This is a genomic window from Pseudoalteromonas sp. ND6B, from assembly GCF_000764215.1.
GTDB classification, from domain to species: domain Bacteria; phylum Pseudomonadota; class Gammaproteobacteria; order Enterobacterales; family Alteromonadaceae; genus Pseudoalteromonas; species Pseudoalteromonas tetraodonis.
In genome coordinates, this window is record NZ_JQFL01000015.1 from 1 (window position 1) to 19,122 (window position 19,122).

Consider the following 19,122-nt stretch of genomic DNA (forward strand, 5'->3'; position numbering starts at 1 on the left):
CCTCACCAACTAGCTAATCCCACTTGGGCCAATCTAAAGGCGAGAGCCGAAGCCCCCTTTGGTCCGTAGACATTATGCGGTATTAGCAGTCGTTTCCAACTGTTGCCCCCCACCTCAAGGCATGTTCCCAAGCATTACTCACCCGTCCGCCGCTCGTCAGCAAAGTAGCAAGCTACTCTCTGTTACCGCTCGACTTGCATGTGTTAGGCCTGCCGCCAGCGTTCAATCTGAGCCATGATCAAACTCTTCAATTAAAAAGTTTTATGTCTTTCGACAGCTCAATGAATTCTGAATTTATTTAATATCTTTCGATATTGAATTGACTGTGCTGAATAATTACTAAAAGTAACTATTCTGTTGGTCACTCAGTTCCAATTGAGACTCTAAATTTGTTTGCCTCACTACCTAAGTAGCTTGGCTGTTAGAACTCAATCTGTACGAGTGCCCACACAGATGATTGCTTTATATTGTTAAAGAACGTTGCGATTAAAGCGTTTAACTTTATCTCGCTAGGGCTGCGCATATTACGCTTTCCTATTTTTTTGTCAACACTTAATTTTTAGTTTCTTTTAAAAGATTTAAAAGCTAAGTTTTACTCGACTCACTTACCGTTTGTTCAGCGCTTTTCATTGCTGCCTGCCGGGTCAGTGGATGCGCATTATAGGGATATTCTGGAGAGGGTCAATGCTTTATTTCAGTTTTATTAAATTAATTTCAATTTAGTACAATAACCATACAAACAAAGGGCTGCAGGGCTGTTTTTGATTAAAAAGCATTCACATAAGGCATGATTATTGAGAGGGGAGGAAGTAAAAGCGATTTATAGATAACCGCTACATCGCTTTTACTTAAAACTTTACTAATTACTGAGTTGTTATTTCCCATACGGCAATTGAGCCTGAGATTTCATTACCGATTATAAGCAGTGCTTCGTTTGTTGCACTTTGCGCTGCAGGAACAAATGTCATTCCTTCAGGAGCAAGATCGCCACTTATATCTGCACTTGGTTCTAAACCACGATTATAAAAGTAGTCTTGAAATTTCACATCGTAAGGGTTGGTTATATCAAACACCATTATTGTGCCCATACGCTCTAAGCCAACAAAAGCAAATAACCTATCGCCAACCTCACCTAATGTTAGCGCTTCGGGTTCTGCCCCTTTATCATCTGAGCGTGTATCGCCTTTATTTTCATCTTCGTTATTATTGAATGCATTGCCATGAACAGAAGCGGTTACTCGTGCAATTTGATCGCCTGAGTCAAACACCACCAGCCCATTGCTATCCCAAATGGTAAATGACCGTGCGCCATAAGCATAAAGCGATTCGTATTGGCCGTCGTTATTTTTATCACCTTTTACTGTTGTAACTTTTAAACGACCAATGTCGTTATCATCGTTATTTAAGTAATCGAAGTTAGCTGCGAGAGCTAGATCTTCTACGCGGCTTTCATCTATATATGCCAAACACCCATCTTTAGCGTCATAATCAAGGCCGCCCTGAGCGATGCAATCAGCTTCATCGCTTGCATCAAAAAAGTATTCGCGTGCATCACCCTCGTTGGCAGATACAATAAAGTTGGCTCCTTTCCAACTAAAACTTGCAATTGTATCTGGCTGATACATGCCATATAAACCAGGGTATGATTTAAAGTTAACACCGCCGTCTTTGTCTGAAGCGTCAAATTGTAAGTTTGACCAATCTTTAAAACCGAGTCCTTTTAGCTCAAGGGAATTATCTTCAAGGTTGATGATGGCTAGAGCGTTATTTTCTTGAATAGAGACATAAGCGTATTTATTATCCTTGGAAATGCTCACATATTCTGGCTCTAAATCCATCGCAACCGTGGTATTTATTAAATTACCATTAATAGTACGTCCAGTAGGATTGGCAAACACTAAACCCTGCGCTTCTAATTCAGCTTGCTTATTATTGTAATCTTGAAAGTTTATGCTCAAAGCGTTATCGGCAATAGTGCCGTTAGTGATATCGATAATGCTAATAGTGCCTTCGGGATCGATACTGTAGTCGCCATTAGGTTCACCTTCATTAGCAACCACTACTTTTGCACCATCATGACTAAATGCCACCATGTCGGGTAGGGCACCTACAGTTACATTTTTAATAAATACGGGTGTATCTCCGCTAATATTGTAAAACGCTATTTGGCCAGCTTCGCCCACGCTTGTAGCAGCCATTGCTACCGCTAATAATTGGTTATTCGCATCGATAGCTATGCTGTTTGCATCACCAGGCGTATTTTCATTTAGTGAGAGCGTAATGGCAGAGGCTAAGTTGGTCGCGGTTACAATACCTTCGTTATCTTTTACTAATGCTGCAGTGTCGAACGTATCGGCAGGAATGATATTCACAACAGCTTCATCACCAGAGCTATTAATGGCATAAATCCATTTTTTAGAGGCTTGGTAGGCGACTATTTCAGCTGCACCCTCTGGGCTTTGTGCATTGAGTACTGCGCGGCCAATAAGATTGATATTTAAAGCTGAATTTGCATTAGTGCCGTTTTCACCATTACTACCCGCTGTACCTTGTACACCCTGTGCGCCATTTTGGCCGTCATCACCATCAAGTGAGCAGCCAGTTAATAGTGATAGCAAAGAAAAGGCTATTATTGATTTGTTTAACATTATTGTTTTCCTTAGTGTTGTATTTGTTAAATATCAACACACAGGGATGACAACAGTATGGCATTTTTATTTATAGAATATTTAGACAATAAAAAAGCGAGTTATAAAACTCGCTTTAAATATTTAATAAGTAATGGTCATTACTATTTTTTAACTGGGCGTTTCCAACCATCTAAATTGCGTTGCTTGCCACGTGCCACGGCTAGCTGATCATCCGCGACGGTATTGGTGATCACAGAACCTGCACCTACAGTTGCTGTAGCACCAATATTCACTGGGGCAACCAGTGATGAGTTAGAGCCAATAAAGGCATTATCACCTATGATGGTTTTAGATTTATTCACGCCATCGTAGTTACAAGTGATCGTACCGGCGCCTATATTAACTTTCTCGCCAATTTCAGCATCACCTAAGTAACTTAAGTGATTTGCTTTAGAGCCTTTACCTAAACGGGTTTTTTTCATCTCGACAAAGTTGCCAATGTGGGAGTCTTCTTCCATTACTGCACCAGGGCGAAGGCGGGCGTATGGGCCAAGGGTACATTGAGCTGCAACTGATGCATCTTCAATCAATGTATTGGCTTTAATAACAACATTATCGCCGATGCTACAGTTTTTAAGTACGCAGTTAGGGCCAATTTGTACGTTATTACCTAAGGTTACTGTACCTTCAAAAATAACGTTGATATCTATGAGGACATCTTCACCTGTTTTAACGTCGCCACGCACATCAATGCGAGCAGGGTCAGCAAGGGTCGCCCCATTTAGCATGAGTTCTTCTGCTTGCCATGCTTGATAAGCACGCTCAAGGCCTGCAAGTTGTACACGGTTATTAGCACCTTCAACTTCCATCGGGTGATCTGGCTGTGCTGATGTGATTTCCACACCTTCACTATGCGCCATTGCAACTATATCTGTGAGGTAGTATTCGCCTTGAGCATTATTGTTAGATAAGTTACCTAACCATGTTTTTAAAAGCTTACCATTAACCGCCATAATGCCGGTGTTTACTTCGTTTATAAGTAGTTGCTCTGCGCTTGCATCTTTTTGTTCAACAATACCCACTAGCTTGCCATCAACACGTAGCATACGCCCATAGCCATTTGGGTTTGCAAGGTTAACAGTAAGAACTGCTAAGCCATTCATAGGTGTTGCTGCTAATAAGCGCTCAAGTGTAGATTGTTTCGTTAAAGGTACGTCACCGTATAAAACCAGTACGGTATCGTCGTCGTTAATATGAGGGTTTGCTTGTGCCACTGCGTGGCCTGTACCTAGCTGCTCAGCTTGCAGCACCCAATTTACGTTATTATCGGCTAATTGTTGTTGTAATAGTTCGCCGCCATGACCATAAACTAAGTTAGTAGATGTCGCACCTAGCGCGTTGGCATTATCGATAACGTGTTGCACCATAGGTTTACCTGCCACTTTATGCAGTACCTTAGGAAGAGCAGAGCGCATACGAGTACCTTTACCCGCTGCAAGAATAACCGTTGTTAAAGACATTAAAACAATTTCCTTTTTCCGTTGTTTTAGCTTGATAGAATAAGTGTGCTGCAAAGTAGATTACGTAAGTCACATCATGTGCAAATACTCAGTAGGCTAAGCAATGACTACTGAATCTTAACTTAAGCAAAGTAACACCTTATAGAATAGGGTTATTGTAACGAGGATCTTGCGTAGATATAAGTAATAATGAAGAGATATTAGCCATAACGATTAATTTATTTACAAATAGCCACGGGATTTATCATCAAGCACAAAAAAGCCCACATAAAGTGGGCTTTTAAAAACCAGATAGGCTTACTTTTTACGTAATTGCTGAATAATGCGTAGCTGAGCAATTGCTTCAGCTAGTTGCATTGCTGCTTGATTGTAATCAAGTTCAGCAGATGCGCCTTTTGCCATTTGGGCTTCAGCGTCACGCTTAGCTTGCTCTGCAGCTTTCTCGTCCAGGTCTTCACCACGAACAGCTGTATCAGCAAGTACGGTCACTATGTTCGGTTGAACTTCTAGTGTACCGCCAGCAATATAGATGAGTTCTTCTTCACCAAATTGCTTAACTAAACGTACCATACCAGGTTTAAGGGCAGTTAGTAGTGGGGCGTGACCGGCGTTAACACCTAACTCACCTTCACTACCAGATACTTGAATAGATTCTACTAAACCAGAAAATAATTTCTCTTCAGCACTTACTACATCAAGATGTACAGTCATAGCTGCCATACTACCCTCCTAATTACATGCTTTTGGCTTTTTCTTGAGCTTCTTCGATAGAGCCAACCATGTAGAACGCTTGCTCTGGCATATCATCAAACTCACCGTTTAAGATACCTTTGAAGCCTGCAATTGTGTCTTTAAGTGAAACGTATTTACCTGGCGCACCTGTAAATACCTCTGCCACGAAGAATGGCTGAGATAGGAAACGCTGGATTTTACGTGCACGAGATACAAGTTGCTTATCTTCGTCAGAAAGCTCGTCCATACCTAGAATCGCGATGATGTCTTTAAGCTCTTTGTAACGCTGAAGAACTGTTTGAACGCCGCGCGCTATACCGTAGTGCTCTTCACCGATTACTTGTGGATCAAGCTGACGTGAAGATGAATCAAGAGGGTCTACCGCTGGGTAGATACCTAGTGATGCGATATCACGTGAAAGTACCACTGTTGCATCTAAGTGAGCAAACGTTGTTGCTGGAGATGGATCCGTTAAATCATCCGCAGGTACGTATACCGCTTGGATTGAAGTAATTGAACCCGTCTTAGTAGATGCGATACGCTCTTGAAGTACACCCATTTCTTCAGCAAGTGTAGGCTGGTAACCTACCGCTGATGGCATACGACCAAGAAGTGCTGATACTTCTGTACCCGCAAGTGTGTAACGGTAGATGTTATCTACGAAGAAAAGTACGTCGCGACCTTCGTCACGGAACTTCTCAGCCATAGTAAGACCTGTTAACGCTACGCGTAAACGGTTACCCGGTGGCTCGTTCATCTGACCGTATACAAGCGATACTTTATCAAGTACGTTTGAATCGTTCATTTCATGGTAGAAATCGTTACCCTCACGAGTACGCTCACCAACACCTGCGAATACTGAGTAGCCGCTGTGCTCGATTGCGATGTTACGGATAAGTTCCATCATGTTTACGGTTTTACCAACACCGGCACCACCGAATAAACCAACTTTACCACCTTTAGCGAATGGACATACAAGGTCGATTACCTTGATACCCGTTTCTAAAAGTTCTACTGAGCTTGATTGCTCTTCGTAAGTAGGTGCTGCACGGTGGATAGACATACGCTCGTCTTCACCGATTGGACCTGCTTCATCAATTGGCTCACCAAGTACGTTCATGATACGACCTAGGGTCTTAGTACCAACTGGAACTTGAATTGCTTCGCCTGTGTTTGCTACTGCAGCACCACGACGTAAACCGTCTGTAGTACCTAGTGCGATAGTACGTACCACACCGCCACCTAGCTGCTGTTGAACTTCTAAAGTCAAACCAGCTAAATCGCCATCTGTTACTTTTAGCGCGTCATATACGGCTGGCACGCTGTCTTGTGGAAATTCGATATCCACAACGGCGCCGATAATTTGGACGACCTTACCTAAACTCATGTCTATTCCTCTCGTTAATCTTTGCCTGAAGCATTAAACTGCTGCTGAACCAGAACAAATCTCACTAATTTCTTGTGTGATTGCTGCTTGGCGAGCTTTGTTATATACAAGCTGTAACTCATCCATAAGGTCACCGGCATTATCAGTTGCAGCTTTCATTGCAACCATGCGGGCAGCCTGTTCAGAGGCAGCGTTTTCAACTACACCTTGGTATACCTGAGACTCAATGAAACGTACTAACAAAGACTCTAAAATAGCCTCTGGGTTTGGTTCATATAAGTAATCCCACGCATGTGTAGATACTTCTTCTTCAGCTTTTGGCAAAGGGAGTAACTGATCTACTATTGGCTCTTGCTTCATGGTATTAACAAAGTTGTTATATACCAGGAATAAACGGTCAATCTTACCTTCAGAGAATGCATCTAGCATTATTTTTACTGGACCAATTACGTCCTGTACTGAAGGCTTATCTCCAAGACCTGCTTTTTTAGCAAGCACTTGACCACCAAAACGTTGAAAGAAGCCAGCTGCTTTACTACCTAAAGTAGCAAAATCAGCATCTACGCCTTTTTCTTTCCACGCTTTAATCTCTAATGCGACTTTTTTAAACTCGTTTGAGTTTAAACCGCCACACAGACCACGGTCAGTAGAGATAACAATATAACCAACTCGTTTTACTTCACGTTCTTCTAAGAACGGGTGAGTAAAATCAAGATTTGCTTGAGCAACACGACCAATCACTTTACGTAATTTTTCAGCGTATGGACGGCTTGAAGCCACTCGTTCTTGCGCCTTTTTCATTTTAGACGCAGCAACCATTTCCATTGCGCTAGTGATCTTTTGAGTATTTTTAATACTGCCGATCTTGCTTTTAATCTCTTTTCCGCTGGCCATGACTCTCTCTCCGAATCAAGGTGTGCTTTAGGATATAAAGCACACCATTAATAACTAAATTACCAAGTTTGCGTAGACTTGAACTTCTCTAGAAGTTCTTTAAGCTGCGCTTCGATCTCGGCGTTGTAGTTACCAGTTTCATTGATTTGAGCCATAAGCTCTGCGTATGTGCTATTTGCGTAAGAAAGTAAAGCCGCTTCGAAATCCATAATTTTAGCGATTTCGATGTCTTTTAAGTAACCTTTCTCAGCTGCGAATAACGACAAAGACATTTCAGCAACAGACATTGGCGCGTACTGTTTCTGTTTCATTAGCTCTGTTACACGCTCACCATGCTCAAGTTGAGCACGAGTAGCATCATCAAGGTCAGACGCGAACTGCGAGAACGCAGCTAATTCACGGTACTGAGCTAGGGCTAGACGGATACCGCCACCTAGTTTCTTAACGATTTTAGTTTGTGCAGCACCACCAACACGCGATACCGAGATACCAGCATTTACTGCCGGACGGATACCTGAGTTGAATAAGTCAGTTTCTAAGAAGATCTGACCATCGGTGATAGAGATAACGTTTGTCGGTACGAACGCAGAAACGTCGCCGCCTTGAGTTTCAATGATAGGCAATGCCGTCAATGAACCTGTTTTACCTTTCACTTCACCGTTAGTGAATTTTTCAACGTAATCAGTGTTTACACGTGATGCACGCTCTAAAAGACGCGAGTGAAGGTAGAATACGTCACCTGGGTATGCTTCACGGCCTGGTGGACGCTTAAGTAGCAATGAGATTTGACGGTAAGCAACAGCTTGCTTAGATAAATCATCATATACGATTAATGCGTTTTCACCACGGTCACGGAAGTATTCACCCATAGTACAGCCCGAGAACGGTGCTAAGTACTGAAGTGCCGCAGATTCAGAAGCAGATGCTACAACTACGATAGTATTTGCAAGTGCACCGTGCTCTTCTAATTTACGTACTACGTTAGCAATAGTAGATGCTTTTTGACCAACCGCTACGTACACACACTTAACGCCTGTGTCTTTTTGGTTGATGATTGCATCGATTGCTAGTGCAGTTTTACCTGTTTGGCGGTCACCGATAACAAGCTCACGTTGACCACGACCAACTGGAATCATTGCATCGATAGATTTGTAACCAGTTTGCACTGGCTCATCTACTGATTGACGCTCGATTACACCTGGTGCAATTTTTTCTACAGGTTCAAAACCGTCGTTATCTAAAGCGCCTTTACCATCGATAGGAGCACCTAGTGTGTTAACAACACGACCAAGTAGACCCGCACCAACAGGCACTTCTAAGATACGACCAGTTGTGTATACTTTTACGCCTTCAGTAAGGTCAGCGTAAGGACCCATTACTACTGCACCAATTGAGTCGCGCTCAAGGTTTAGTGCGATAGCATAACGGTTGCCAGGAAGCTCAATCATCTCACCTTGCATACAGTCAGCTAGACCGTGGATGCGAATGATACCGTCAGTAACAGATACAATTGTACCTTCGTTACGAGCTTCACTTACAACTTCGAACTTCTCAATACGTTGTTTGATCAGATCTGAAATTTCAGTGGAATTAAGTTGCATGCTCTTTTTCCCAATTACGATTGTAGTGTTGTGGCTAAGCGATTTAATTTACCGCGTAAAGAGCCGTCAATTACAGTGTCACCCGCCTTGATAATAAGGCCGCCAACAACTGTAGCGTCTTCACTACAATTCAGCTTAACTTTGCGTGCGAAACGTTTTTCAAGTGCCGCTACCAATGATTCTTGCTGCGCTGCAGCAAGAGGCGTTGCCGAAATCACGTCAATATCGATTTCTTTGTCATAGTCTGCTTTTAAAGCAGAAAATAAATGAGCAACTTCAGGTAGTGCAATCAAACGTCCATTTTCAGCCATCACCTTAACTAGGTTCTGACCTTGTTCGTTGAGCTGCTCACCACATAAGTTAATAAATAACTCAGCTTGTGCAGTAGCAGTAGGCAATCCAGCTAAAATGGTTGATGCCTGTTCATTGCTGGCAACGTGGCCAGCAAAGAACAACATGTCATTCCAACTTTCAATGGTGCCTTTTTCAACGGCAAGTTCAAAAGCCGCTTTAGCGTATGGGCGAGCGATAGTAGTCAATTCAGACATGCTCATACCCTCCTAATTACAGCTCAGCGACAAGTTTTTCAACGATGTCACTATGTGCGGCTTGATTGATTTCGCGCTCTAAAATTCTTTCTGCGCCAACCACAGCCAGAGTTGCTACTTTCTTACGTAGCTCTTCTGTCACACGGTTACGCTCTGATTCAATTTCAGAGTGCCCTTGAGCAATAATTTTTTCACGCTCTTGCTGACCACGAACAGTTTCTTCGTCAACAATTAGCACGGCACGCTTTTTAGCTTGTTCAATGATATCAGCCGCTTGAGCCTTTGCATCTTTAAGCTGTTCTGCAGCTTTGTGTTGCGCAAGTTCTAAGTCTTTTTCGGCTCTATCAGAGGCAGCTAAACCATCTTCGATTTTCTTCTGGCGAGCTTCAATTGCACCGTTTAGTGGTGGCCATACGTATTTCATACAAAATAATACGAACACCGTAAACGCAATTAATTCACCGATAAGAGTGGCGTTTAAGTTCACAACCGCTCCTCCTTAAATAGTAAGCTGTTCAAAAAATAAAATTAAAGTACGAACAACAATACCATCGCGATACCAACACCAATCATTGCTACAGCATCGATTAGACCAGCAAGGATAAACATTTTAACTTGTAGCGATGGTGCAAGCTCAGGTTGACGCGCACATGCTTCAAGGAATTTACCGCCCATGTTACCAAAACCGATTGCTGTACCGATTGCACCGAAGCCGATAAGTAAAGCTACTGCGATGTACTTAAGACCTAATACTAGTTCCATTTTTTTCTCCAAAGTTTCAATTGTAATTAAAAGTAAAAATTAAAAGTTATAAATTAGTGATTATCCGAACTTGCCATGCTTAGGTATACGATTGTAAGCATCATAAATACGAATGCTTGCAATACAATTACCAAGATATGGAATACAGCCCACACAAAGTGTAACGGTAGTTGCATTAAACCTATTGCACCGATAAGGATGAAGATTAACTCACCTGCATATAAGTTACCGAACAAACGCAGTGCCAGTGAAAACGGCTTAGAAACCAATGCGATAAGCTCTAGTAATAGGTTAAATGGGATTAAAAGAATCTGCATAGCTGTATTGTTTGAACTAAACGGATGAAGTGTTAGTTCTTTAATAAAACCGCCGATACCCTTTATTTTTATTGAGTAACCAATCATTAGAATGAACACGCCCAGCGCAAGTGCTGCTGTCATGTTGATATCTGTAGTTGGTACAATTTTCATGTATACGTCGTGTGAATCCATACCAAACGCAGTTTCGCCAACAAAGCCGGCAAATGCTGGTAGGAAGTCAACTGGGATTAAATCCATTAAGTTCATTAAGAATATCCACACGAATATTGTTAATGCTAATGGTGCAATTAGCTTACTTTTACCGTGGAAGGTATCGCGTACGTTGTCGCCAACGAACTCAACAACCATTTCAATGAAACACTGAAATTTTCCAGGTACACCCAGAGTTGATTTTTTTGCGGCACTACGGAAGATCCATAAAAATATTAGACCTAGTCCGATAGACCATGCGAGGGTATCTACATGCCATGTCCAGAAGCCACTATCCGTACATGCTTTATTGAAGGCAAGACCAGCGTCGGTCGAGCACATCTTAGCATTGGTTAAGTGGTGCTGAATATGGCTAGATAGAGTAACTTCTTCTGCAGCCATGTTATATCCCAAAAGTTAATGTTTAAAAAAAACGGGTGTAAACAATCCTGTAAACAACACCAACACATAAGCACAAAAGAAAGGTAATAAAACTACCGGATAAAGCTTTAGCATTAGTGCAAACAAAACGATTGTTAGCATAAATTTTAATCCGTTGCCGCGTTTCAACGAGGCATACGCTTGATTTGCTCGACTTGCACCCATATATCTGAATGCATAAAGCGCAAATACAAAGTTAGGAAGTACTGCGACAGCGCCACCAGCTAATGCTGAAAGTGCGGCATTGGTTTCCCAACCTATAAAAATTATTAGTGCAGCTAAAAGGGCTACAAATCCCTGAAGGCAAATTAATTTTAATGCGGCAAGCCTATACGGGCCTGCTAACTTATTAGTCACTTTTAATTAACCTTTATGACGCTCTAATTGTCAGGGTATGAAAACTGGCGAAATTATACTTAATCCTGCCAGTTTTGCAACTTGAGTAGGTGCTTTGTAACACAAAATCGCTGTAAATGTCCCTTTTTAGACATCCAATGAATTAATGGTGGGAATAGTCTTGATTGATACGGTTTAAAATACCGTCTAACTCGTCAAGATTAGTGTAAGAAATAACCAACTTCCCTTTGCCTTTTTTGTTGTAATTTATTTCTACTTTTGCCCCAAGGTTATCAGCAAGTTGTTGCTCTAACTGTTTAACATCTGGGTCTTTTTCTATCACTTCTTTTGCTGGAGCAGGCTCTAAAATAGAGCGCACTAGCTTTTCAGTTTCGCGAACGGTCAATGCTTTTGCAACAGCTAAACGGGCAGCATCTGATTGCACTTCACCTTCAAGTGCTAATAAGCAACGAGCGTGACCCATTTCAATGTCACCATGCTCTAACAATATCTTTACATCGTTATTAAGATTATTTAAGCGTAATAAGTTAGTCACGGTCGTACGCGATTTACCAACTGCATCCGCCACTTGTTGATGCGTTAACTCAAACTCATTAAGCAAGCGATTAAGCGCAATCGCTTCTTCCATGGCGTTTAAGTCTTCACGCTGAATATTTTCAATTAGGGCAATAGCAACGGCCGCTTCATCGGGTACATCTTTAATAATACACGGTACAAACTCAAGCTTGGCAATTTGAGCCGCGCGCCAACGACGTTCACCGGCAATAATTTCATAACTGTTATGCGCAACTGGGCGCACAACAATCGGTTGAATTATCCCTTGTGAACGAATTGAACTGGCGAGTTCTTCAAGTGCCTCTTCAGACATGTCTTTACGAGGTTGGTATTTCCCTGAGTGTAAAAACTCGATGGGTAGTTTTTGTAATTCACTGTTGCTAGGCTGTGCCGCATTTTCAACTGCGTTTGTTACATTGGCGCTGTCGTGTTCCTTGCTTTCGCTTGGTGCAGGTTTAGATGAACTTAAAAGTGCATCGAGTCCTCGGCCTAAACCTCGTTTTTTAGCAGACATGTTATTTTTTTACCTCAAAGTTAGGCGACAACGGGAGTTGTTTTTTCTTTTCTGCGTAGCATTTCACCCGCGAGAGCTAAATACGCTTTCGCACCACTTGATGCTCGATCGTAGTACATTGCCGGTGCGCCAAAACTTGGGGCTTCTGCAAGTCGAACATTACGTGGGATCACCGTACGGTATACTTTATCGCCAAAATGTTGTTTTAATTGTTCTGATACATCATTTGCTAATCGATTACGCGGATCGTACATAGTACGAAGTATGCCTTCAATCTGTAAGTTAGGATTAACTAACTTAGCAAGTTGCGTAATCGTGTCCATTAATGCGGTTAATCCTTCCAATGCATAATATTCACATTGCATAGGGACTAAAATAGAATCGGCAGCGGCCATGGCATTAACGGTTAACATATTTAAAGAAGGTGGGCAGTCTATAAAAATAAACTCGTACTGATCCTGAATTTTTTCAAGTGCATTGCGTAAGCGTACTTCTCGCGCAAATAATTCCATCAATTTAACTTCTGCAGCGGTCACATCGCCGTTTGCAGCAATCATATGATACTCGCCTGAGGTTTCTTTAATAATCACCTCATCAATAGGCTTATCTTCTATGAGTAAATCATAGATAGTAGGGACGTCACCATATTTGTCGACGCCACTGCCCATGGTCGCATTGCCTTGCGGATCGAGATCTATTAACAGCACTTTACGTTTCGTTGCAGCCATAGATGCAGCGAGATTAACGGCAGTGGTCGTTTTACCTACTCCGCCTTTTTGATTTGCTAATGCGATGACTTTTGCCACAGTGTCTCTGATCCCTAGTCTTTAGAAAGAATTATTAAATGTCGTTGTGCATCTAAATCGGGTACTTCTAATGCAATTTTTTGCTCAAACTTAACACCAGCAGGGAGTGAGTCTAATTCCTCACTTGGAAATACCCCTTTAAGTGCAATGAACTTACCTGAATGATCGATTAAGTGCGAACACCAGTCAATCATATCTTGTAACGATGCAAATGCACGACTTAGTACGCCATCTAATTTAACACTTGGTTGATATTCTTCAACTCTTGACTGCACAGGGGTCACATTATCAAGGCCAAGCTCATGTTTAACATGCATTAAAAAACGTACACGTTTACCTAAACTATCTAATAATACAAACTGCGTATCGGGTAAGGCAATAGCTAACACTATGCCCGGTAAACCAGGACCTGTGCCAACATCAATATAATGATGACCGGTCAAGTGAGGCGCAACAACTAAGCTATCCATTATATGTTTAACCATCATTTCTTGAGGTAAACGTACTGAGGTTAAATTATAGGCTTTATTCCACTTATCGAGTAATTCGACATAGCGAACAAGTTGTTGCTGTTGTTTTTGTGTTAGCGCAATATCAGTTTGCGCTAACAAAGTTGTTAATTGTTGCTGTAACACAATGTACCTTTACCGTTACGCAGTTTTGCGCAACAAGCCTTGCTTCTTCAGATACACTAATAATAGCGAAATCGCCGCTGGGGTGATACCAGAAATACGCGAAGCTTGACCAATAGTGTCTGGACGAGCATCAATTAGCTTAGCAACAACCTCATTTGATAAACCTGAGACGGTTTTATAATCAAACTCTTTTGGTAAAATTGTTTCTTCATGACGAAGCTGCTTATTGATCTCATCTTGCTGGCGTGCAATGTAACCTGCGTACTTAGTATGAATTTCAACCTGCTCTAAGGCGGCCTTATTGGTAAACTCAGATCCGAGTCCTTCAATGGCCATCAAGTCGTTATAACGCACTTCAGGTCGGCGTAATAATTCTTCTAAGCTGGCTTCACGCACAAGTGGCGTTTTAAGTAATTCATTTACTTGATCAACAACCGCATGATCTTTATGGATCCAGGTGTCTTTAATACGCTGTTTCTCTTTAGCGATCACTTCCATTTTTTCGTTGAATGCTTGCCAACGTTCATCATTAACTAAACCTAATTCACGGCCTTTTTCAGTTAAACGTATATCAGCGTTGTCTTCACGTAGTAACAAACGGTATTCAGCACGGCTAGTAAACATGCGGTATGGTTCTTTTGTACCCAGTGTTGCCAGGTCGTCAATTAGTACGCCAACATAGGCTTCATCACGACGTGGTGTCCACGATTCTTTGCCTTGCACTTGTAATGCCGCATTCATACCTGCGATCAGACCTTGTGCGCCCGCTTCTTCGTAACCGGTCGTACCATTAATCTGACCAGCAAAAAATAAACCATCAATAAATTTAGTTTCTAATGATTGTTTTAAGTCGCGCGGATCAAAAAAGTCATATTCAATAGCGTAGCCAGGACGACAAATATGTGCATTTTCAAATCCGGTGATCGATTGCACAATTTCTAACTGCACATCGAACGGTAAGCTGGTTGAAATACCGTTAGGATATAACTCGTATGACGTTAAGCCTTCTGGCTCTACAAATATCTGATGCTTATCTTTATCAGCAAAACGGACAATTTTATCTTCAATAGACGGACAGTAACGTGGGCCTATTCCTTCGATAACACCTGAGTACATAGGTGAGCGATGTAAGTTTTTGCGAATAACATCATGTGTTTTTTCATTGGTGTAAGTGATGTAACACGGGATTTGTTGTGGGTGGTCACTTTGTTTACCCATAAATGAGAATACCGGTGTTGGTGCATCACCTGGTTGTTCTTGCATTTTAGAAAAATCAACAGTGCGTGCATCAATACGTGGTGGTGTGCCTGTTTTTAAACGATCCACTCTAAATGGAAGTTCGCGTAAACGATCAGCCAATGCAATTGAAGGTGGATCGCCTGCACGGCCACCTTTAAAGTTTTCAAGACCGATATGAATTTGGCCACCTAAGAATGTGCCTACGGTTAGTACTACACTAGGAGCACTGAAACGCAGACCCATTTGGGTAACGACACCTGTTACACGGTTGTTTTCAACGATAAGATCATCACATGATTGTTGAAAAATCTTTAAGTTTTCTTGGTTTTGAAGTGTGTTCTGAATAGCCGCTTTGTACAAAGCACGATCCGCTTGAGCACGAGTAGCTCGTACAGCAGGGCCTTTAGAAGAATTAAGCGTACGGAATTGGATCCCGCCTTTGTCAATAGCCTGAGCCATTGCGCCACCAAGGGCATCAATTTCTTTAACTAAGTGGCCTTTGCCAATGCCACCAATCGCTGGGTTACAAGACATTTGACCAAGGGTATCCATATTGTGAGTCAGCAGCAGGGTATTCATCCCCATACGGGCAGCTGCCAATGCGGCTTCAGTGCCAGCATGTCCACCACCTACTACGATAACGTCAAAATTTTCGTGAAAAATCATTAATGGGATCCTACTTAAATCAAACCAGTAAACTTCAAAAGGGAGCGTATTCTACCTAGAAATTAGCAGAAGATAAATGATTAAACAGTGCTCAAGATCTAAGTAAGTGATCTCTAATAATATAAAGGATCTTTTAAAGAGATCTTTTAATACTATTACTACTACTGATCAGCTTTTCTGTTGATAAGCTTTAGATCATGATTAAAAACATATAATTAGATCGGATCTAAAGGTGTTAATATGATCGGATCTTCAGGCAAATAAGCTCTGATAAAAACAGGCTGTTATGCACAGGCCGATCAAGTCTCGATCTTATCCCATGGATAAGCATGGTTAAAAAAGCAGTTTAATCAGTGTTTATCCACAAAATATTTTAAATTATTAGTAAATTGTGGGTAACTTTATTTATAACTTTTTACTTGATCTTTCTATTTTAGACCTGTTTTTGCTATCCACGAGTCTAACCAAGCTAAGGCCGTATCTTCTGGAAGTACTTCATCAAGAATATTCAGTTCTAAGCGCGGTGCTAATTGTATCGCGCCTTTTTGGCTTAAAAGCGTATCTATATTACGCCCTGCAAGGTTATACGTGTCATAACTGGTATCGCCTAAAGCGATGACCGTGTACTTTAAGTGCGATAAATCATCAACTTGAGATAACTCATCAACAAAGTTAATAAGGTTTTCTGGGTAATCACCCGCACCATAGGTTGATGTACAAATTAACCAAATGGTATTTTGCTGATCTATTTCACTAAATTCAGGTTGATCATGTAGTTGGGTATTAATGCCTTGGTTATTAAGCGCATCGCTTAGTTGCTCGGCAACGTACTCGGCGGATCCCATTTGACTACCAACGATAAGATTTACTGAACTCATGAATATTTGTGATCACTATTAATTTTAATTGCCGCCTATGATAGCTCAGTGAGTATAACAGTAAAGTTAAGAGTGCTTTTTTGTATAACTATTTTTGTACTTATTTAAGCCTTCACTTAAATGTACTGCTTAAGCACCTGATAATTAAAGGTTTAACAAAATATCTTCAAATGTAATCTTCTGATCAAGTTGTTGATAAGGTTGGGGAAAGCTCTGCTTAACTATCAATTAAAGTTGCAGTTTTATTGCTAAGTCATTGATTTTATATTTAGTATTTGCCACCAGCGATTGAAAATAAACGTATAGATGCTTGTTGATCTTAATGTGGATATAAAGCTTGTTGATAACCTTAAATTGGGATCGAAAATAATTTTAAAAAATGATCTATTTAGTCAGATCAGGCTAAATAACCATTATTATTTTTAATAAACAGCCCTTTTTTAATTAAATACAGCTTATTTCCCAATTTTAAAGACGTTTAATTTATCGCTGAGGCAAAAAAACATGCAATTGTGGATAACTGATCTGAAAAAAAATAAATTTGAGTGATCTAAAGTTAGTATTTAACTGAATTTTGCTGGTGGTGTAGACGAACAAAACGTATTTTTTAGCTACGTTTTGTTTTTATAACTTGATAATTCCCCCTATTCAAACATGGATAACCAATGCTATAGCTTCACTTTTAGAGTGTTTAATAGGCATAACTACGGCTATTTTTTCTATAAATTAAGGCGTTCTAGCCGCTATTTGCTGTGATTATTAGCGTTGTTACATTTTTTATGTACATTATTAAAGGCGAATTGAGGCTGATATAAGTGCAGCTTAAACTGTATTTGTAGTCTGTTTGGTTTTTAAAGTGGATTATTAAAGCACAGCTAGGTAAGTTGTTATTGTAAATATTAGGCATTAAAAAGGGCGCCTAAGCACCCTTAATAAATTATATCGTTACTTATTAATTCGACTATTTACCGATACAGAACGAGCTAAATATTTTGCCAAGTAGATCATCTGAGGTAAATTCACCAGTTATTTCGTTAAGATACTGCTGCGTTAAACGCAGTTCTTCAGCCAAAATTTCACCGGCCACATGCATTTCTAATTGTGTTTTACCGGTATCTAAGTGGTAGGCTGCATGCTCAAGGGCATCTAAGTGACGACGACGCGCCATAAATCCACCCTCTGTGGCCCCATCAAAACCAATACAGGCTTTTAAGTGCTCACGCACTAGTTCAATGCCGTCAGCATTTTTAGCACTTAAACTGATGACCGGATATTGTTGCTCTTGATCTATACCGACTACATCACCTGATAAATCGGCTTTGTTTCTGATCACGGTCACGCCCATACCTTGGGGTAACTTAGCCATAAATTCTGGCCAAATAGCATGAGGGTCGGTATCGGCTGTATCTGTACCATCAAGCATAAATAACACGCGATCGGCTTGGTTTATTTCATCCCATGCACGCTCAATACCTATTTGTTCAACGCGATCTGGGCTTTCACGCAGGCCTGCGGTGTCGATTATATGTAGTGGCATACCATCTATATGTATGTGCTCACGAAGTACATCGCGGGTGGTGCCGGCTATTTCAGTTACGATTGCCGCTTCTCGTCCTGCTAATGCATTAAGTAAGCTTGATTTACCTGCATTAGGACGACCTGCAATAACGACACGCATACCTTCGCGCATTATGCTACCTTGTTTGGCTTGATTGGTAACCGCATTAAGTTGCTCAATAATGGCATTCAAATCACCGCCGACTTTTCCGTCTGATAAAAAATCGATTTCTTCGTCAGGAAAATCAATAGCTGCTTCTACATACATACGTAAGTGAATGACTTTTTCTACTAAGGTTTCTATGTGCTTAGAGAATTGGCCTTGAAGTGACTGTAGGGCGCTTTTAGCCGCTTGCTCACTGGTTGCATTAATTAAATCTGCAATAGCTTCAGCTTGAGTTAAATCAAGCTTGTCGTTCATAAAGGCACGCTCAGAGAATTCACCAGGCTTTGCTAAACGTACACCGTCTATTTTACTTATTTCTTTAAGTAGCATATCAAGGACAACAGGGCCACCATGGCCTTGAAGTTCGAGTACGTCTTCACCGGTAAATGAGTGTGGGCCGGCAAAGTAAATTGCAATACCTTGGTCAAGCTGATCCCCTGCAAGGTTATTAAAAGGCACGTAGTCGGCAAAGCGAACTTTAGGTATTTTGCCTACTATTTTCTCAGCGACTTGCTTTGCTAGGCTGCCTGAAACACGAATAATACCAACCCCACCACGTCCTGGTGCGGTTGCTTGTGCTGCGATAGTGTCTTGATTAATCATGCGTTTGAAATTGCCAATATGAAAGTGAATGCTGGTTTGTATTGTAACCTATGGCTTTATTTCATGCGAATAGCTGTATGTAAAAATGCGTCAGCAGATACATTTTAAGCATTTCATTATTT

At 41.1% G+C, this 19,122-nt stretch carries 17 protein-coding genes and 1 rRNA gene; all 18 read right to left on the reverse strand.

Annotated elements, in window-relative coordinates; all coding sequences use genetic code 11:
• A 16S ribosomal RNA gene (locus tag ND6B_RS0119025) occupies window positions 1-254 on the reverse strand; the annotation flags it as partial.
• Window positions 255-863: 609 nt separating this feature from the next.
• A complete protein-coding gene (locus tag ND6B_RS14275) occupies window positions 864-2,648 on the reverse strand; it encodes a choice-of-anchor I family protein (RefSeq protein WP_033102891.1) in 1,785 nt (594 codons plus the stop codon).
• Window positions 2,649-2,791: 143 nt separating this feature from the next.
• On the reverse strand, window positions 2,792-4,150 hold the full coding sequence (glmU, locus tag ND6B_RS14270; RefSeq protein WP_033102892.1) for a bifunctional UDP-N-acetylglucosamine diphosphorylase/glucosamine-1-phosphate N-acetyltransferase GlmU: 1,359 nt from the start codon (window positions 4,148-4,150) through the stop codon (window positions 2,792-2,794).
• Window positions 4,151-4,447: 297 nt separating this feature from the next.
• A complete protein-coding gene (locus tag ND6B_RS14265; protein ID WP_008464176.1) occupies window positions 4,448-4,870 on the reverse strand; it encodes a F0F1 ATP synthase subunit epsilon in 423 nt (140 codons plus the stop codon).
• Between the two features lie 13 nt (window positions 4,871-4,883).
• Window positions 4,884-6,269, reverse strand: coding sequence for a F0F1 ATP synthase subunit beta (gene atpD, locus ND6B_RS14260; protein WP_008464175.1), 1,386 nt, complete (start codon window positions 6,267-6,269; stop codon window positions 4,884-4,886).
• Between the two features lie 33 nt (window positions 6,270-6,302).
• Window positions 6,303-7,163: a F0F1 ATP synthase subunit gamma gene (gene atpG / locus ND6B_RS14255; protein ID WP_008464174.1), complete on the reverse strand. Its 861-nt coding sequence runs from the start codon at window positions 7,161-7,163 to the stop codon at window positions 6,303-6,305.
• 59 nt (window positions 7,164-7,222) lie between these two features.
• On the reverse strand, window positions 7,223-8,764 hold the full coding sequence (atpA, locus tag ND6B_RS14250) for a F0F1 ATP synthase subunit alpha (RefSeq protein ID WP_013466263.1): 1,542 nt from the start codon (window positions 8,762-8,764) through the stop codon (window positions 7,223-7,225).
• A 14-nt stretch (window positions 8,765-8,778) separates the two neighbouring features.
• Complete coding sequence (gene atpH, locus ND6B_RS14245; protein WP_016900009.1) at window positions 8,779-9,312, reverse strand: F0F1 ATP synthase subunit delta; 534 nt, start codon at window positions 9,310-9,312, stop codon at window positions 8,779-8,781.
• 16 nt (window positions 9,313-9,328) lie between these two features.
• Entirely contained in the window at window positions 9,329-9,799 is a 471-nt protein-coding gene (gene atpF / locus ND6B_RS14240; RefSeq protein WP_013466265.1) for a F0F1 ATP synthase subunit B, read from the reverse strand.
• Between the two features lie 41 nt (window positions 9,800-9,840).
• On the reverse strand, window positions 9,841-10,074 hold the full coding sequence (gene atpE, locus ND6B_RS14235) for a F0F1 ATP synthase subunit C (protein ID WP_004335261.1): 234 nt from the start codon (window positions 10,072-10,074) through the stop codon (window positions 9,841-9,843).
• A 53-nt stretch (window positions 10,075-10,127) separates the two neighbouring features.
• A complete protein-coding gene (atpB, locus tag ND6B_RS14230; protein ID WP_013466266.1) occupies window positions 10,128-10,985 on the reverse strand; it encodes a F0F1 ATP synthase subunit A in 858 nt (285 codons plus the stop codon).
• A gap of 15 nt (window positions 10,986-11,000) precedes the next feature.
• Window positions 11,001-11,381, reverse strand: a complete 381-nt coding sequence (locus ND6B_RS14225) for an ATP synthase subunit I (RefSeq protein ID WP_013466267.1) — start codon at window positions 11,379-11,381, stop codon at window positions 11,001-11,003.
• 142 nt (window positions 11,382-11,523) lie between these two features.
• On the reverse strand, window positions 11,524-12,450 hold the full coding sequence (locus tag ND6B_RS14220) for a ParB/RepB/Spo0J family partition protein (RefSeq protein ID WP_016900011.1): 927 nt from the start codon (window positions 12,448-12,450) through the stop codon (window positions 11,524-11,526).
• Between the two features lie 20 nt (window positions 12,451-12,470).
• Complete coding sequence (locus tag ND6B_RS14215; RefSeq protein WP_008112117.1) at window positions 12,471-13,256, reverse strand: ParA family protein; 786 nt, start codon at window positions 13,254-13,256, stop codon at window positions 12,471-12,473.
• 14 nt (window positions 13,257-13,270) lie between these two features.
• On the reverse strand, window positions 13,271-13,891 hold the full coding sequence (rsmG, locus tag ND6B_RS14210) for a 16S rRNA (guanine(527)-N(7))-methyltransferase RsmG (protein ID WP_008464169.1): 621 nt from the start codon (window positions 13,889-13,891) through the stop codon (window positions 13,271-13,273).
• Window positions 13,892-13,906: 15 nt separating this feature from the next.
• Entirely contained in the window at window positions 13,907-15,796 is a 1,890-nt protein-coding gene (gene mnmG / locus ND6B_RS14205; RefSeq protein ID WP_013466270.1) for a tRNA uridine-5-carboxymethylaminomethyl(34) synthesis enzyme MnmG, read from the reverse strand.
• A 428-nt stretch (window positions 15,797-16,224) separates the two neighbouring features.
• Window positions 16,225-16,674, reverse strand: a complete 450-nt coding sequence (locus tag ND6B_RS14200) for a flavodoxin domain-containing protein (RefSeq protein WP_033102893.1) — start codon at window positions 16,672-16,674, stop codon at window positions 16,225-16,227.
• Between the two features lie 961 nt (window positions 16,675-17,635).
• Window positions 17,636-19,000 (reverse strand): tRNA uridine-5-carboxymethylaminomethyl(34) synthesis GTPase MnmE, encoded by a 1,365-nt coding sequence (gene mnmE, locus ND6B_RS14195; protein ID WP_033102894.1) that lies wholly within the window; start codon window positions 18,998-19,000, stop codon window positions 17,636-17,638.
• Window positions 19,001-19,122 lie beyond the last annotated feature (122 nt).

Bases quoted from the DNA above. Each gene is read 5' to 3' on its own strand.
- ND6B_RS14275 (WP_033102891.1), bottom strand. From the start codon at position 2,648: ATGTTAAACAAATCAATAATAGCCTTTTCTTTGCTATCACTATTAACT.
- glmU (WP_033102892.1), bottom strand. From the start codon at position 4,150: ATGTCTTTAACAACGGTTATTCTTGCAGCGGGTAAAGGTACTCGTATG.
- ND6B_RS14265 (WP_008464176.1), bottom strand. From the start codon at position 4,870: ATGGCAGCTATGACTGTACATCTTGATGTAGTAAGTGCTGAAGAGAAA.
- atpD (WP_008464175.1), bottom strand. From the start codon at position 6,269: ATGAGTTTAGGTAAGGTCGTCCAAATTATCGGCGCCGTTGTGGATATC.
- atpG (WP_008464174.1), bottom strand. From the start codon at position 7,163: ATGGCCAGCGGAAAAGAGATTAAAAGCAAGATCGGCAGTATTAAAAAT.
- atpA (WP_013466263.1), bottom strand. From the start codon at position 8,764: ATGCAACTTAATTCCACTGAAATTTCAGATCTGATCAAACAACGTATT.
- atpH (WP_016900009.1), bottom strand. From the start codon at position 9,312: ATGTCTGAATTGACTACTATCGCTCGCCCATACGCTAAAGCGGCTTTT.
- atpE (WP_004335261.1), bottom strand. From the start codon at position 10,074: ATGGAACTAGTATTAGGTCTTAAGTACATCGCAGTAGCTTTACTTATC.
- atpB (WP_013466266.1), bottom strand. From the start codon at position 10,985: ATGGCTGCAGAAGAAGTTACTCTATCTAGCCATATTCAGCACCACTTA.
- ND6B_RS14220 (WP_016900011.1), bottom strand. From the start codon at position 12,450: ATGTCTGCTAAAAAACGAGGTTTAGGCCGAGGACTCGATGCACTTTTA.
- mnmG (WP_013466270.1), bottom strand. From the start codon at position 15,796: ATGATTTTTCACGAAAATTTTGACGTTATCGTAGTAGGTGGTGGACAT.
- ND6B_RS14200 (WP_033102893.1), bottom strand. From the start codon at position 16,674: ATGAGTTCAGTAAATCTTATCGTTGGTAGTCAAATGGGATCCGCCGAG.
- mnmE (WP_033102894.1), bottom strand. From the start codon at position 19,000: ATGATTAATCAAGACACTATCGCAGCACAAGCAACCGCACCAGGACGT.